At 60.6% G+C, this 14,911-nt stretch carries 9 protein-coding genes, 1 other RNA gene and 2 pseudogenes; all 12 read left to right on the top strand.

The window, feature by feature from the left end:
• Positions 1 to 335 precede the first annotated feature (335 nt).
• The 12 genes and pseudogenes from KWO_RS16000 (at position 336) to xopP (ending at position 14,884) form a co-directional block, all read left to right on the top strand.
• Complete coding sequence (locus tag KWO_RS16000; RefSeq protein ID WP_010363943.1) at positions 336 to 1,580, top strand: MFS transporter; 1,245 nt, start codon at positions 336 to 338, stop codon at positions 1,578 to 1,580.
• A 221-nt stretch (positions 1,581 to 1,801) separates the two neighbouring features.
• Positions 1,802 to 2,079: pseudogene (locus KWO_RS15995) on the top strand (transposase); the annotation flags it as partial.
• Positions 2,080 to 2,153: 74 nt separating this feature from the next.
• A protein-coding gene (locus KWO_RS15990; protein WP_126709081.1) for an IS3 family transposase occupies positions 2,154 to 3,262 on the top strand; the annotation gives its coding sequence in 2 pieces (ribosomal slippage) (positions 2,154 to 2,406 and positions 2,406 to 3,262; 1,110 coding nt in all).
• Positions 3,263 to 3,287: 25 nt separating this feature from the next.
• Positions 3,288 to 3,981, top strand: a pseudogene (locus tag KWO_RS15985) (IS5 family transposase); the annotation flags it as partial.
• 517 nt (positions 3,982 to 4,498) lie between these two features.
• The gene (locus KWO_RS15975; RefSeq protein ID WP_124944079.1) at positions 4,499 to 4,867 is read left to right on the top strand and encodes a hypothetical protein; all 369 of its coding nucleotides are present in this window, start codon (positions 4,499 to 4,501) and stop codon (positions 4,865 to 4,867) included.
• 367 nt (positions 4,868 to 5,234) lie between these two features.
• Complete coding sequence (locus tag KWO_RS15970; protein ID WP_017113471.1) at positions 5,235 to 6,218, top strand: IS5 family transposase; 984 nt, start codon at positions 5,235 to 5,237, stop codon at positions 6,216 to 6,218.
• An 843-nt stretch (positions 6,219 to 7,061) separates the two neighbouring features.
• Positions 7,062 to 7,907 (top strand): transporter, encoded by an 846-nt coding sequence (locus KWO_RS15960; RefSeq protein ID WP_010379060.1) that lies wholly within the window; start codon positions 7,062 to 7,064, stop codon positions 7,905 to 7,907.
• A 60-nt stretch (positions 7,908 to 7,967) separates the two neighbouring features.
• Positions 7,968 to 8,043, top strand: a non-coding RNA gene (locus KWO_RS15955) — sX9 sRNA.
• A 154-nt stretch (positions 8,044 to 8,197) separates the two neighbouring features.
• On the top strand, positions 8,198 to 10,333 hold the full coding sequence (locus KWO_RS15950; RefSeq protein WP_010379061.1) for a S9 family peptidase: 2,136 nt from the start codon (positions 8,198 to 8,200) through the stop codon (positions 10,331 to 10,333).
• 349 nt (positions 10,334 to 10,682) lie between these two features.
• Entirely contained in the window at positions 10,683 to 11,147 is a 465-nt protein-coding gene (locus KWO_RS15945) for a hypothetical protein (protein WP_010379062.1), read from the top strand.
• A gap of 131 nt (positions 11,148 to 11,278) precedes the next feature.
• The gene (locus tag KWO_RS15940) at positions 11,279 to 12,004 is read left to right on the top strand and encodes an AraC family transcriptional regulator (RefSeq protein ID WP_010371630.1); all 726 of its coding nucleotides are present in this window, start codon (positions 11,279 to 11,281) and stop codon (positions 12,002 to 12,004) included.
• Positions 12,005 to 12,733: 729 nt separating this feature from the next.
• Positions 12,734 to 14,884 carry a type III secretion system effector XopP gene (gene xopP, locus KWO_RS22610; RefSeq protein ID WP_182913290.1) on the top strand — a complete coding sequence of 717 codons (2,151 nt, stop codon included), beginning with the start codon at positions 12,734 to 12,736 and terminating at the stop codon, positions 14,882 to 14,884.
• The last annotated feature ends 27 nt before the right edge of the window (positions 14,885 to 14,911 follow it).

Below are 14,911 nucleotides of genomic sequence, written 5' to 3'. Positions count from 1 at the left end.
GAGAACATCGCGTGGATGGATTCCGTGTACGGACGCAATACCCCCAGTCCCGCCCCCGCGTGCGCAGTGGTGGAATGACGTTCCGCTTCATTGCGCGCGCGATGCGCGTGCGTGAGTGCGTGAGTGCGTGAGTGCGTGCGTGGATGAGCCATGCAGGCAGCGCAGCGTGCAGCCAATCGTAGAAGTCCTACACGTTGCAGGAATCACATCACAGAGCGACCTGGCAATCGCCGACAACCCCATCGAAGCACGCCAACACAGTCAAGCTGCGTCGGGCAGGCTGTTACACTCGGACACGTGATCGACGCGCCTTTTCCCCCACGAGGGCCGCATCCATGCTGCGGCTGACTGCCTTATTGCTCGGCGTTGCCCTGCTGCTCACCGGTAGCGGCCTGCTCGGCACGCTGCTCGCCGTGCGCGGCGATCAGGCCGGTTTCGATGCGCGTGCGTTGGGCTTGATCATGTCCGGCTACTTCGCCGGTTTCTTTCTCGGCACCTTCTTTGCACCGCCGCTGATTCGCCGCATCGGGCATATCCGCGCATTTGCGTTTTATGCGGCGCTGGCGGCCATTGCGGTGCTGCTGCATCCAATCTGGTTGAATGCCTGGGGCTGGGGCGTACTGCGCCTGGTGACCGGCGCGGCGCTGGTGGGTCTGTATACCGTGATCGAAAGCTGGCTCAACGCCGAACCGGACGCGCGCCGGCGCAGCCGGGTGTTTTCGGTGTACATGGCAATCAATCTGTCGGCGCTAGCGCTGGGGCAGATCCTGCTCACCATCGGCGACGCAGGCGCGCCGGCGATGTTTACGCTGACGGCGATCCTGTTCTGTGCAGCGGTCATGCCGGTGATGACCACGCGACTGATCCCGCCCGAGGTGCCGCATGTATCGCGGCTGCGGTTGGTCACGTTGTATGCCTTAGCGCCTGTGGCGACGATTGGCGCCGGCCTTTCCGGCCTGGCGATGGGCGCGTTTTGGGGCTTGTTGCCGGTGTACGCCAAGCGGATCGGGCTGGATTCCGACGGCGTTGCGATGTTCATGCTCACCGCCATCGTGGGCGGTGCGGTGCTGCAGTGGCCGATCGGGCGCATCAGCGACGGGCATGACCGCCGCATCGGCCTGGTGACGGTGAGTGTGATGGCCGCCGGCATCGCCATCGCTGCGGCATTGCCGATGGTGCAGACGCAGACGACCATGCTGTTCGTGCTGTTCTTCGTCTATGGCGGGCTGGCGTTTTCGCTCTATCCGTTTGCGGTGGCGCACATGCTCGATTACCTGCCGCGCGAAGACCTGCTTTCCGGCTGCAGCAGTTTGTTGCTGGTGCATGGTGTGGGTGCGGCGGTCGGCCCAGCGTTGGCCGGCGGTGCGATGCAGAAATTCGGCCCAGCCGCGTTGCCGGTGTACTTCGCCGTGATGCTGTTGGCACTGGCCGGATTCACGCTGTCGCGACTGTTACGCTTCACCCGCCGCCGCACCCATCCGATCGCCTTCCGCCCGATGCTGCGCACCACGCCGTCGGCACTGGAATTGATGCCGGAAACCCAGCAGGCCGAAGCGCCACCGCATACCAAGCAACGCTGACAACCCTCCTTCGCGCTGTTTTCTAGGAGGCTTGAACAGTTTGGTCAGTGCACGACGCAGAAGTGCTACTGCCTGCAACCAGCGACGGGGGATGTCGAGGGGACCTGCTCGATCTCGGCCACGAAGATCTCGCGGCGGGTCTGCTTGCGCTTGCCTAGGGAAGGTCTGATCAACGCACCACAGATACGCGACACTACCCGCCTCATGTTGAGGATTCATCCATGCAACTGACGTTCGGTGACGCGGAGGGCCTGGGCAAGCGCAAGCAGACCCGGCGGGAGATCTTCCTGGCGAGATGGTGCAGGTCGTTCCGTGGCAGCAACTGCTCGGGCTGATCGCGCCGCACTATCCGGTGTCGGGGCGGCCAGGGCGGCAGCCATACGCCCCGGCGACGATGTTGCGGATTCATCTGCTGCAGCAGTGGTATGCGTTGAGCGATCCGGCAATGGAAGAAGCGCTGCACGAGATTCCGACCTTACGGCGATTTGCCCAGCTCGGCGTGTCGACTCCCCGTAAAATTGATCCATCCATAGTTAGAGGTCTCCGGCACACTAGCCACCAAGGAGACCAACGATGCGCAAGAGCAAGTTCACCGAGAGCCAGATTGTCGCCACGCTGAAGCAGGTGGAGGGCGGCCGCCAGGTCAAGGATGTGTGCCGAGAGCTGGGTATTTCCGATGCGACGTATTACGTCTGGAAGTCCAAGTACGGTGGCATGGAGGCCGCTGATGTGCAGCGCCTTCGCGACCTGGAGACCGAGCACAGCAAGCTCAAGCGCATGTATGCCGAGCTCGCGATGGAAAACCATGCATTGAAGGATGTCATCGCAAAAAAACTGTAGACCCGGCGCACAAGCGCCCGCTTCTTGCCTGGCTCGTCGAGCAGCATGGCTGGAGCGAGCGCCGGGCCTGTGCGGTCGTTGGCGTAGCGCGCTCGACAGCGCGCTATCGGCGTCGTCCCGATCGCGACGAGGAGGTCATTGCGCTGTTGTCCGAATTGGCCGAGCGCTTTCCCGAGCGTGGTTTTGGAAAGCTTTTTCAGATCATCCGCCGTCGCGGACATGTGTGGAATCATAAAAGGGTGTGGCGCGTGTACTGCCTGATGAAGCTCAATCAACGTCGCCGCAGCAGGCGCCGGGTCCCGACCCGTCATCCACAGCCGCTGGCATGCGGAGAGCGACCCAATGCTGGATGGTCAATCGACTTTATGTCCGATGCGCTGTGGGATGGTCGGCGCTTCCGTACGTTCAATGTCATCGACGACTTCAGCCGGGAAGCGTTGGCGATCGAAGTGGACTTGAATCTTCCGGCCGCCCGCGTCATGCGCACCTTGGAACCCATCGCAGCCTGGCGCGGCTACCCCGCCAAACTTCGCTTGGACAATGGCCCGGAGTTTGTCGCATTGGCCTTGGCCGAGTGGGCCGAGCGCAAGGGCATCGCCTTGGACTTCATCGAGCCGGGGCGTCCAATGCAAAACGGTTTTATCGAGCGCTTCAACGGCAGCTACCGGCGTGGCGTGCTGGACATGCATCTGTTCCGCACGCTCAGCGAGGTCCGCCAACAGACCGAACACTGGCTGGCCGACTATAACCAGCAGATCCCGCACGACAGCCTGGGCGGGCTAACGCCCGCCGAGTTCCGTGATCAACATCAACCGCAGACCTCTAATTTTGGCTGGCACTGAACTGCGGGGAGTCGACAAGTCGACAGGCGGGTTGGACGACATTCCCGACGCGACCACGATTCTCAACTTTCGGCGTCTGCTGGAGACCCATGGCCTTGCCGCGCGGATGCTGGAAGCGGTCAACGCGCATCTGGCGCGCACGGGCCAGAGCCTGCGGTCGGGCACGATCGTCAATGCGACGCTGATCGCTGCACCCAGCTCGACCAAGACGCCGATCACGCGCGTGACCCTGAGATGCATCAGACCAAGAAGGGCAATCAGTGGTCTTTCGGAATGAAGGCGCACATCGGCGTGGATGAGTTTTCCGGGCTGGTGCACCACGTCCATTGCACAGCGGCCAATGTCGCCGATGTCACGGTGATGCACACGTTGCTGCATGGCAAAGAAGACAGCGTGTTCGGCGACAGCGGCGACACCGGTGCAGACAAACGCGAAGAGCTGCAGGACTGCGAAGCAGCATTCTTCATCGCCGCCAGGCCCTCGACGATCCAAGGCATCGGCAGCAAGCGCGAGCGTGCCCGGGAACAACGTTGGGAACACTTCAAGGCCAGCGTGCGCGCGAAGGTGGAGCATCCCTTCCGGGTGATCAAGCGCCAGTTCGGTTACACCACGGTCCGCTATCGCGGCCTGGCCAAGTACACCACACCTTGTTTGCGCTCTCCAATCTGTGGATGAAGCGAAAGCAGTTACTGCCGGCTATGGGGAGCGTGCGCCTGTAAACCGGGGAATTCCCGCGGAAAGCGCCAGAAATGGCGAAATTCCGAAGATCCAAACGCCACTCTTCGGAACGACGCGACATCTCGCACTCTCAGGCCTCGTTGATCAGACCTTCCCTAGGTCCTCAGCGCCACCTACGTCAGTTGTATGTCGCGTCCCTATACGTGAGCGGAGAGTGTCGCTCATCTGCGGTGTGTTGTTCAGAGGTTCCCTAACGCAGGGGGAGGTCACGCAGCAATGCTCCAGCCACAGTAGATCGGCGTTGGTATTTCAGCTGTTTGTCAGGAGATTATTAGATGGATATCTCATATAAAAGCTAAAGGGACGCGCACAACGATCATGACGAAAATTTTAATAACAAAATCTCATGTATGCGATTGCAAAATTACCTTGCGCCAGCTCATCCGAAGCATATAATCAAACCTAGGCTAACCTAATATTGAAATTATTGAAATTAGAAAGGATTCGGTAGAGTAGGAACATTGTGATTGGTGCTGATGCCGACAGAGAGCTATCCAAATGAATTTTTCCCTTGAACAACGCCATGCCAGACGCCAGGACTTCAGTAATCCGCTGACATTGTTGTCGCGGCATATAAAATCTGGCTGTGAGTGCTCTTACTCATTGGATGAGAAAATTGCAGCCGCTCACAAGGTGAAGGTTGGCCAGCGTGATTGGTCAACCGATGTGGCCGTCACGGAGGTGACATGTAACATCACTGTTGCGATCGGCTGCCTGTTGCGATCGGCTGCCGATTTTTCAATTCCTTTGAAGAAGAAAATGATCGGCGCCGCCGATCTCCAGCGCACTGATCCTGTGTTTGCGAGCGTCATCGATTTGAACCCGACGCAGCAGCAACGCGATACTCTGGCCAAGAAGATCGAGTAATTTTTACATAGCCCGTCATCGCGCGGTTTCTTCTCAAAATTATCACATGTCTCCGCACACTGGGCTCGGTGTGTGCGTATATCATGATATGCATCATATTTTATATTAATTAAATTTATATATAGAGCAACTGCAGCACACCAACTTGTTGCCTGCCACAATTTGGCTATTCAAAAGTTTTTAAACAGGCATCGTTGCCCCCCCCTCATCACCACTAGTTGTAGCCTGCGTAAGCATCTTGAGCTAAGTGTGCCTATCCTCCGCTACTGAGGTTCCTATATGTCTACAGAAAAATATTTCTTAAGGAAACTCTGAACAACTCCCCTTGATCCTGCGACAATCACACAGACGCAACGGGACAACGACGATGCAACTGACCTTCGGCGATGCGGAGTACAACGGCAAGCGCAAGCGGACGCGGCGTGAGGTGTTCTTGGCCGAGATGGACCAGGTCGTGCCGTGGAAGGATCTGCTGGCACTGATCGAACCGCACTACCCGAAGTCGGGGCAGCCGGGGCGACAGCCGTATCGGCTGGAGACGATGCTGCGCATCCACTTTTTGCAGCAGTGGTACGCACTGAGCGATCCATCGGCGGAAGAAGCACTGTACGACACGGTGTCGATGCGCCGTTTTGCGAAGATCGGCGGGCTGGATGAGGTGCCGGATGAAACGACGATTCTCAACTTCCGGCATTTGCTGGAGCGGCATGATTTGGCGCGCAAGCTGTTCAACCGGGTCAACGCGCACCTGTCGCGTAAAGGGCAGAGTCTGCGGGGCGGGACGATCGTGGATGCCACGATCATTGCGGCGCCAAGTTCGACCAAGAACAAGGATGGCGAGCGCGATCCGGACATGCACCAGACCAAGAAGGGCAACCAGTACTTCTTCGGGATGAAGGCGCACATCGGGGTGGACGATGAGTCGGGCCTGGTGCACCACGTGGAATGCACGGCGGCCAACGCAGCGGACATCACGCAGGCGCACAAGCTGCTGCACGGCAAGGAAGACACTGTGAGCGGCGACAGCGGCTACACCGGGCTGGACAAGCGCGATGAGATGAAGGGCAAGCGCACGCTGCGCTACCTGATCGCGGAGAAGCCCTCGAAGCTGAAGCAGATCAAGAATAAGCGCGAACTGAAGTTGGCCAAGCGCTGGGAGCACACCAAAGCCAGCCTGCGTGCGAAGGTGGAACACCCGTTTCGGGTGATCAAGCGTCAGTTTGGTTACGTCAAGGTGCGCTATCGCGGTTTGGCGAAGAACACCGCACAGGTGCTGACGCTGTTTGCACTATCGAATCTGTGGCTGACGCGCAAAGCGTTAATGCCTGCTGCGGGGAAGCTGTGCCTGTAATCCAGGCAACACCCCGCAAACGTGCCGAAACCGGCAAAAAATCGGCGATTTGAGCGCCCTCAGCGCGGCGGATGCGGTTGCTTCGTTTTCCGGTCGCGTTGATCAGACCATCCTTAGATCCCCATCTTCTATCGCGTGTATGTCGATAAGATCGGGATCCAGAAAGCGAGCCGCATTTTGGACCAGTTCACCAAGGCGCAGACCTGGTTCGAGTCGCTAGACCTCTCCGAGCAACTCCAGCATTTCGTCAATTCTTGCGGGATCTCGCATAGCTGCCTAACTCAGGTGTTGGATGGCGCATGCAGGGTGCATGAGCCATCGCCAAGCCGCGCATTGCTGCATGCGAGGCTTGATCCATCAGTGATGGGATGGATTCACGCGCAGTCACCGGCTAGCTGACCTGTGTGACCTTAGAAATACGCAGCTACCAGTCATCGGCTTTCAACATTTGCGCCGGCTTTACGCCCTGCGCAGCTGCCGTGCATAGCGACTTTATGCCGATCCTGCTTATCGTGCCGTCTACCGCACGAACGGTGCGCCATGAGTGCTGCATGCCTGGACTGATCCTGATCCCAACCACGCTGTAGGCCATGGCGCGCTCACGCGCTGCGTGACGCCGCAAAGGCAGGCAGGTGTCTGACAGTGCAAGCCTGCGCACTTCTCTGCAGTGGGCGTACGCATCGCACAGCGACCGCACTGACGCCGCCCTGAAAAACGCAGTTGCGGCACCGCCGACCAAGACGCAGCGCCGCCATACCGTGCGTAGTAACGCCTCACACATCCCACTCTTCAACGCTGCACGGTCATGCGATCTGTGCCGCGCTTTGCCCTGGAATCACCGCAATGCCCACCATCACCTCGCGTTCGTCGTTCCGCAAGACACCTGCATCGTTGCTCGCCGTCATCGTCACTGCAGCGCTGGGCAGCCTCGCAGTTCAGGCGCACGCCCAAGACGCCACCGAAGCGGCGCTCTGCACCGATCGGCCGACCAAGTCCAATGCCACCTGCACCGTGCCGGCTGGCGATTGGCAGCTGGAAACCGACATCGGCAATTACACGCGCGACAGCCAGCCCGGCACACGCACGGAAACCTCGTACTTCACCAGCCCCACGCTCAAGTACGGCGTCAGCGACCGTATCGATCTGCAGCTCAACTGGGCGCCGCAGCTGCAGGTCAAGACCACCGACCGCGCCACCGGCGAACGCAGCAGCCTGAGCGGCGGCGGTGATCTGTATCTGCGTATGAAGGCACGCGTCTATGAGAGCGACACCGCCAGCGTGGCGTTGCTGCCGTTCGTCAAGGCACCCACCGCACGTAGCGGCCTGGGCAACGACACCTGGGAAGGCGGCCTCGCGCTGCCGGTCAACTTCGTGATGCCCAGCAGCTTCTCGCTGACGTTTGGTCCGGAACTGGATTGGTTGGCCGACAGCGATGGCAGCGGCAAGCATGTCGCCATCGTCAACGTGATCAATCTGGCGCGTCCGCTCACGCCGAAGTTGTCGATGGCGGTGGAATTGTGGTCTTCGATCAACCGCGATCCTGCGCAGACCGTCGAGCAATACTCGGCCGATATCGCAGCGTCGTATCTGCTCAACCCGCTGTTGCAGCTGGATGTGGGCGCCAATTTCGGCCTCAACGACCGCACGCCCGACACGCAGGTCTACATAGGCCTGTCGCACCGCTTCTAAGAGCAACTAACAAAATTACTGCGCAGCCGCCAGACGGGCGCGGCCGGTGCTCGGTGCGGCATGTACCACTCGTACACCGCGGTTACTCCGCGCCGTCCACGCCTACCTGACGACTGCTCGCTACATTTTGTTAGCCGCTCTAAAGCGCTCAGTCGCCCATGTCGCAGGGATGCGGCATGGGCAAGCGATTGACGGCGTGACGCGCGATGTCGCGCCGCATGACCTCCTGCCTTTGCGCGTGCGCCGCAGCAACGCCTAACATCGACGTTTTGCCGTTGCCGGAGAGCTCGATGAAGCTGCGTCACGCCGTATTGCCCCTGTGTTTGCTGGCTGCCCTGCCAAGCCTAGCCGCCGCGCGCGGTTTCGATGTGCGCGACATGGTGGCGCTGGACCGGGTGTCCTCGCCCACGCTCAGCCCGGATGGCAGCGTGGTGCTGTTCGCCAAGCGCCAGGCCAAGACCGCCAATGGCAAGCCGGCCAGCAGCCTGTGGGTGCGCAATCTGCGTACCCGCGATTTGTCGCCGCCCAAGCGGCTCACGCCGGAGGGTTGGAACGTCAACAGCCCGGCGTTGTCGCCGGACGGCAAGACGGTGTACTTCCTCAGCAGCAAAACCGGCAGCCAACAGCTCTACGCGCAGCCGATGGCCGGCGGCACCCCGCAGCAACTCACCGCGTTTGCGGTGGATGTGGATAGCTACAAGCTCTCGCCCGACGGCAAGCGCATCGCTTTCAGTGCAGGTGTGTTCCAGGACTGCGGTTCGGATCTGGGCTGCACCAAGAAGAAGTTAGGCGAGCTCAAGAACAAAAAGGCCAGCGGCGTGGTGTACGACCAGTTGTTCGTGCGCCACTGGGATACCTGGAACGATGGCCGCCGCAATACCTTGTTCGTGGCCGAGTTGCCCGCTGCTGGTGCCAGGGCAGTGGTCGGGGCGTCGGCGATCAGCGCCACGCTGGCCGGCGATGCGCCGTCCAAGCCGTTCGGTGGCAATGACGATTACACCTGGTCGCCCGATGGCGCCAGCGTGGTGGCCAGCGTGCGCATTCCGCAGTCGCATGGCCCGGAAGCAGGCAAGAATGCCAAGACCGGCGCCAAGCCCACCGGCAATGACGAGCCGTGGCAAACCAACTTCGATCTGTACCGCCTGGATGCAAGCGGCAAGTCTGCGCCGGTCAATCTGACTGCGGCTAACCCGGCCTGGGATGCCGGCCCGGTGTTCAGCACCGACGGCAAGACGCTGTACTACCGCGCCATGAAGCGCCCGGGCTTCGAGGCCGACCGCTTCGGCCTGATGGCGATGGACGTGGCCAGCGGCAAGACGCGCGAGATCGCGCCGAAGTGGGACCGCTCGGCTGGCGAAATCGTGTTGAGCGACGACGGCAGCAGCCTCTACACCAGCGCTGACGATCTTGGCGAGCACCCGCTGTTCAAGATCGATATCGCCAGCGGCGAGGCGACCAAGCTGGTGGGCGAGGGTAGCGTGCACGCCCCGACGCTGGCCGGCAATACGCTGGCGTTTACCCGTAGCTCGCTCAAGAGTGGCGACCAGATCTTCGTCAGCGACACGCAAGGCCAGAGTCTGCGCGCGATCAGCCAGAGCGCCGCTGAACTACTGCCCGACGTGCAGTTCGGCGACTACGAACAGTTCCAGTTCAAGGGTTGGAACAACGACACCGTGCATGGCTACGTGGTCAAGCCCTACAACTACCAGGAAGGCAAGACCTACCCGGTGGCGTTCCTGATCCACGGCGGCCCGCAGGGCAGCTTCGGCAATGGTTGGAGCAACCGTTGGAATCCGCAGACCTACGCCGGCCAGGGCTATGCGGTGGTCATGATCGATTTCCATGGTTCCACCGGCTACGGCCAGGAATTCACCGACGCCATCAGCCAGCATTGGGGCGACCGCCCTCTGGAAGATCTGCAAAAAGGCTGGACTGCCGCGCAGAAGCAATACGGCTTCCTCAACGGCGACAAGGCCTGCGCATTGGGCGCCAGCTATGGCGGCTACATGGTCTATTGGATGGCAGGGACGTGGCTTGACAAAGACGGGAATCACCCGTGGAAGTGCCTGGTCGACCACGACGGCGTGTTCGACAACCGCACCATGGGCTACGCCACCGAGGAATTGTGGTTCAGCGAATGGGAAAACGGCGGCACGCCGTGGCAGAACCCGGCCGGCTACGAGAAGTTCAACCCGGTGCTGCACGTGGACAAGTGGAAGGTGCCGATGTTGGTCATCCACGGCCAGCAGGATTTCCGCATCCCGGTGGAGCAGGGCCTGGCCGCGTTCACCGCGCTGCAGCGCAAGGGCATTGATTCCAAGTTCCTGTATTTCCCGGACGAAAACCACTGGGTGCTCAAGCCGGATAACAGCATCCTGTGGCACGACACCGTCAACAGCTGGCTGAAGCAGCATATCGGCCAGTAATGTGCGACCGACACGCCGCCTGGTGCGGCGTGTCGGGTCGTTAAGTGAGTGCCTTGCGCTTGGTGACCTGCAAGCGCAAGTTGCGATGGTATCGATCAAGTCATCAGTCGCTGGAATGACGGATGCCGGCGGCTGCGGTTGCGATCCGGAGCGGCGCATCGCAGACGTGTCACTCCGCTGACGCACTAAATGCGGATGAGCTCGTTTGTGATGGATACATCGCGGCACTGCCATCCGGATGACGGGCCAATGCATCCCAGATCCGTTTTGCCGCACTGCATCACAGGCGTGTCAAACTAGCGCATCTTCCTCTTCCCAGTTCCCTGCCAGGATCGCAAGGACCGTTTGCATGCGTACCTCGTTCCGCCCCGCATTGTGGGTAATCGCTCTCATCTTTAGTCCTGCCCTGGGCGCCGCATCGCGGCCTGTGGTTGCGCCTGCGCCTGCGCGTGCGTCGGTGGCGCTGCCTGCGTCCGAGCCAGGCAGCGATGCGAGCGTGCCATTGCCGGCCACGCTGACATCCGGCATGGGGTATCGCGCGTTTGCGCAGGCGATGATGGAGCAGGGCTGGCAGCTGGTGGATCCACTCGCGGCCGATAGCTGCATGGCCGCTGGCGACTGCGAAGTTGAGTTCATTGCGCCCGGTGGCAGTGCGCGCTTGCGCGTGCAGGTGGGCTCGCAGGCCGGTGCGGCGGTAGTGCAGAGCTGGCGTGCACGACAGGTGCCACTGGATCGCATCGGCAACCCGACCGCTGCGGCGGGAGATGCCAAGCCTGCATCGGCAGGAGTGCACGCAGGCAACAACTCGCGCTGAGTCCCCCGGCCGCAGGCCGATCGCGCATGCGGCGTATCATGGCGCGGCAGGGGCGGATTGTTACGATCACGCGCCGCGTTTGATGCGCCTTCCCCGCTCCCGAGCCCATTGCACTGCATGAACCCTTGCGCATGAAGAGCATCGATCCTGCCGATCTGGAAGCGTTGTTCGATGCCGTGCCGGACGTGTTGTTCTTCGTCAAGGATCGCGAAGGCCGCTACACCCACGTCAACCAGACCATGCTGCGGCGGCTGGGGCTGAAATCGCGCAAGGAACTGATCGGCAAGCGTGTTGCCGAGGTCTATCCCAGTGGCCTGGGTGCCAATTACGCCAATCAGGACGAGCAGGTGCTGGCCGGCGAGGTGATCGACAACCTGCTGGAGCTCCACTTGTTCGCCAACCGTGAGCCCGGCTGGTGCCTGACCTGCAAGCGGCCGTTGCTGGTGAACGGTAAGGTGCAGGGCATCATCGGTATCTCGCGCGATCTGGGCCCGCAGGATGGCCACGAATCGCAATACGAAAAGCTGCGGCTAGCGCTGGCGTATCTCAACGCCAATTACGCGCAGAACGTCCGCATGCAGGCTCTGGTGGAGATCACCGGGTTTTCGATGTCCAAGCTGCAACGCTCGTTCCGCAAGGTGTTTCAACTGACGCCGCAACAAGTGCTGGCCAAGCTGCGCCTGCAGATGGCCATGCATCTACTGCATGGAAACAAGAGCCTGACCGAAATAGGCCATGCCTGCGGTTTCAGCGATCAAAGCGCTTTTGCGCGGCAATTCAAGCAAGCGGTGGGCATGACGCCACGCGAATATCGTGCGTTGGCGAATGCGCAGCAGTTTTCAACCGAAGCCGTGTAGAGGGCGGGGCAACCTCAACGTGCATGCGCAAGACGTGGGTTGAGCCTGAATCTCTTGCACTGCCTGATGAGGTGTTTTTCAAACAAGTGTCCTGTGGGGCGCCGATACCGCGTTGTGCAACTGGCCCAGGCGGCGAGCCTGGGCAGCAGCGCACGCCTTGTCTCGACGCGCCACAGGTCGCCTCGCACTCACCTCAAAGTGCATAGCGCGCTCCAAAGGGCGTCAGACGTGGTAACGGGTCTTGATAGGTGCCCAAGTGATTGGGGGATACCTTGATAGCCTTGTCTGGTCCTTGAATAACGGCGTGCGCAGCCGGGTCGTCTTCGTATCAGTCACCACGCATTCGCGCGGCATGCCAACAGCGCGGCATTCGGTGGTTTACTAAAGCAGCGATGTCACGCACATCAAAATGAGTGGGTCGGGCTTCTTGCGTTGAAACGGTAATACGGATTTCGCCGCACACGTCATTGCGGAATTGCATGATCAAACATGCCTGGCGGAGCCGGCAGCGAGGGACGCAGGCACGCAACATGTAGCACGAGAAGGCAGTCGGATCGAGCACCATGGCACAGGTAACGCGATCACTGCGCGACGCATTGGCAACACGCGTCGCTGCTGGCTCGCAAGGCCTGGTTTACTGCACCACCACGTTCCACGCACATTCCGGGACTGGGTGACATCAGGACGTCGTGTGCGAGCAAATTGAATGGCAATATCGGAGGATGCACCGTGCCTAAAATTGAATCGACCAAGCAGGCCGCACCGGATCCCGCGCAATTGATTCAAACTGCACCGACACCATCGGGCTCGGGAGCAACCACAAGCGCGTCTGCCGACAGCGTGGCGCTCTCCGCGCAACTCGGCGGGCTTGCCATCAGACCGCGCAGACCGGGCCGAGCCTCCAGAGCCAATCCCCCAGCGACATCGTCGACCAATGCAAAGGACGTCATGGCGGCGCTCTTTGCCGCGCCATCAATTCCGGAAGGGCCAGATCTTATCGAAGTATTGACCAAGTCCACATCCAGGCTGAAACGCTTCAACGACTTGGCAGAAAACATAGCGCCGACAGGGTCAATGGATATCAGAGCCCTGGAAGCAAGACTCCGGACCGGAAAGTCCGCGATCGAATCCGCTCGACAAGGCTTGCAGGCGCTGGCCGAGCTGAAGATCCAAAAACGCATGTCGCTCGAAAAAATCGCAGAACACGAGGGTGACTTGGCGCGGCAATTGGCAATAGCCGCATCCCTGCACTTCGACGCATGCAAGGACATGATCGATCAGAAAATGGCCACCGAATTGGGCCATGTGACCACCCGAAGGGTCGAGATGGTGGAGGTGTCCGCTGATGCCATCCGTCTGCAGCAACCGGAACCATGGCTTACGTTACGCGATCATCTTCTTGATGCGCTTGCAGCGCTGGAGGAGTTTTGCCAGCGCATCAAGGCGCCGATGACGGGTCCGGGGTCGCTTGATTCGCTCAGGAATAAGCTCCCGGTCGTCAGGGGGATGATGGGATCCTGCTATGAACGGATGCAGACGGTGCGCGCAATGCTCTTCAAAATACATGAAAAGCGACTTGCCGATGAGGCCAGCGATTGCGGCCTGCTCCAGGTGCTTGACGGACTGATGGAGCTTGATGAAATCGACAGCCTTAACCATGATGAGGTGGCCGAAGCGTTAAAGCATGTGATCCAGGTCCATGTTGAATGCCTGTCCCAAACCGAGCATTCGCTCACGCCGGAGGATCTGGCTCTGGGCAAAAAGCTACTCACCGAATACGCCGAGAGGCGCGGCCGAGTGGGGATGCAGCTGTGTGTGGATGCCGCCGCATTCATCGAAGAAGGGGGGCATGCCGGAGATCGTCTATGGCCAACGATGCTCGGTCTTGCACAGGCACTTGCCGACCAACGCCAGGCGATTCTTGATATGTGCCAGTTCGCCGTCCAGGACAGACAGCTGATTGGCGCAGCAGCGCCTTCGCCAGAGCAAGCACTGGCATCGATCACACCAAGCGTGCCGAAAGCCACGACGACAACAGGCAAATCGAGCAGGTCACGCAAGGCACGCACACGCACGCCTGATGCTTCCAGCTCGGCGGCAGTGCCTGTGCGGCAGGTCATCGATGAGCGCAGCGCGGCGCAAAAGCAGGCCGACGAGATACTGAAAAGCATCGCCTTGGAGTCGTTGCCAGTAGCAGAACTCGAGGGAGATTTCATCGCGCTCGCCAAGCGCCTTGGCAAGGACACCACCGACGTAGAGCGCCTGATCAGTGACTCCAGGCACGACGCGGCGACGGCCTTCGATTCTGCCAGGATCACCATGCAGGGCTGGTTCGGATCGAGTGAGCGTCTGCTGCAGCTCAAAGGCAAGCTCCGTGCAGGAGACGAGCGCATCGAACACCTCGACACGCGGCTGCGTCTTCTCCAGAGGATCGAGCACGATTTCGAACAGCGCGAAGCCGATGCGCTCAAGACCGATCCGCAACCACGTGCGCCGCACCTGGAGCGCCTGTTGGCGATGCATGGACTGGCACGCGTCACGGCGCCGAACCGCCTTTGCTCGGCGGACGACATTGGCGACCGTGGCACGCTGTTCGAAGTGCGTATCGACCACATGCCGCAGTCGAATGGAAACATCCCGCGGCCCTGGTTCGTCCACGTACATACCGAAAAACCGGTAACCCCAGACGGGCTACGCGCGCTCCACTATAAGGACTTGGCCGCCGTCCACCTGAAGACGGAGAGAGAAGTCAACCTGGGCGCACGCTGGGAGGAGATGATGCGCGCCCTGGGAAATACCGAGGCCAAGGTGCACCGGGCGACCATCGGCTCCAAGCTGCTAGGCCAGCTTTGGGCGGCCGGCGCTGGCGGGCAGCGATAGCCACAACGGTCAACGTCCCGTCGCACA

It is taken from the genome of Xanthomonas vasicola pv. musacearum NCPPB 4379 (assembly GCF_000277895.2).
In the GTDB taxonomy this organism is placed as follows: Bacteria; Pseudomonadota; Gammaproteobacteria; order Xanthomonadales; family Xanthomonadaceae; genus Xanthomonas; species Xanthomonas vasicola.
The sequence above is the reverse complement of the archived record's forward strand: the minus strand, read 5'-3'. Positions and strand labels throughout refer to the sequence as shown.

What these genes read in the sequence shown, in the direction of transcription:
- KWO_RS16000 (WP_010363943.1), top strand. Translation starts at nt 336, where the DNA reads ATGCTGCGGCTGACTGCCTTATTGCTCGGCGTTGCCCTGCTGCTCACC.
- KWO_RS15975 (WP_124944079.1), top strand. Translation starts at nt 4,499, where the DNA reads ATGAATTTTTCCCTTGAACAACGCCATGCCAGACGCCAGGACTTCAGT.
- KWO_RS15970 (WP_017113471.1), top strand. Translation starts at nt 5,235, where the DNA reads ATGCAACTGACCTTCGGCGATGCGGAGTACAACGGCAAGCGCAAGCGG.
- KWO_RS15960 (WP_010379060.1), top strand. Translation starts at nt 7,062, where the DNA reads ATGCCCACCATCACCTCGCGTTCGTCGTTCCGCAAGACACCTGCATCG.
- KWO_RS15950 (WP_010379061.1), top strand. Translation starts at nt 8,198, where the DNA reads ATGAAGCTGCGTCACGCCGTATTGCCCCTGTGTTTGCTGGCTGCCCTG.
- KWO_RS15945 (WP_010379062.1), top strand. Translation starts at nt 10,683, where the DNA reads ATGCGTACCTCGTTCCGCCCCGCATTGTGGGTAATCGCTCTCATCTTT.
- KWO_RS15940 (WP_010371630.1), top strand. Translation starts at nt 11,279, where the DNA reads ATGAAGAGCATCGATCCTGCCGATCTGGAAGCGTTGTTCGATGCCGTG.